The sequence below is a fragment of the Cupriavidus sp. L7L genome (assembly GCF_004353535.1).
GTDB lineage: Bacteria > Pseudomonadota > Gammaproteobacteria > Burkholderiales > Burkholderiaceae > Cupriavidus > Cupriavidus oxalaticus_A.
Genome location: NZ_SMNY01000184.1, coordinates 1 through 937, shown reverse-complemented (window position 1 = coordinate 937; position 937 = coordinate 1). Strand labels below are relative to the sequence as shown.

Here is a 937-nt window from a genome sequence, read left to right as displayed (position 1 = left end):
GACCAGAGCATCAAGACCGCCAGCATCTACGGTAACGGGCTCGGCGGCGTGGCCCTCATGATGCTTGGCTACCTGGCGGACTCTCTTGCCGAGTCGGTCGGTGGCAGTTCCGGCCAGATGAACCGGATGCCGGGCGGCCTCTAAGAAGGGAGTCGCGGGGATGACGGAGAACACCGCAAACATGGGTGACGGCCTGGCAGACAACGCTCCGGCAGGCGTCACATGGGAGGCGGCGACCGAGGGGATGCCACCTCCTTCCGAGACGCTCGGCTCGAACTTTGCCGTGCGGCGCTATGTGCCGCTTGTGTTCTCCGTCAAGCGCCAGCTCTGGCGCAAGCATGACGACGCCATGGAAGCCGCTGATGCGGAGTACCGCACAAAGCGGGAATCCCGATTACAGAAGGGCAACTACCAGTGCGTCTTCTGCGGCTTCCGCTCGAAGCACACCGAGATCCATCACAAGAACGACAACCACGCAGACAACCGCGGCGAGAACCTGATCGTCGCGGATCCGCTTTGCCATGGCACGCAGCATATCGGCCAGGTGGGATCAAAGCGGCATGGGTTGATGATCGAGATGGCAGGCTTACCGCAGGCCGAGCTGAATCACCTGCAGCGAACGATTGCCGTGGTTCTGGAGATCGGCACTGAGGAAGAAAAACGGGAAGCGTCAGCGCTTCTCCAACACCTCGCCAGTCGCGGGGAACTGGTCGTCAAGGTATGGGGCAGCGCTAATCCATCCGACTTTGCGAACGCAATGCTCGAACTGAAGGACCACGAGATGGAAAAACGGGAGAGCGCGTTCGCCGGCCTCGGCTTGCTCTATCGACCTTCTCGCTTTGTCGAATACATCGGTCGCTGGGTAGACGAGTTGTACAAATCGCTCCCCACAAACACCTGGCAGCGTATCTATGACCGTGCAGTCGGCAACCGGTAG

Annotated in this window: 1 protein-coding gene; it reads left to right on the top strand. The window is 60.6% G+C overall.

All coding sequences use genetic code 11. From position 1 onward, the window contains the following. Positions 1–160 precede the first annotated feature (160 nt). Entirely contained in the window at positions 161–937 is a 777-nt protein-coding gene (locus E1J61_RS36995) for an HNH endonuclease (protein WP_133098673.1), read from the top strand.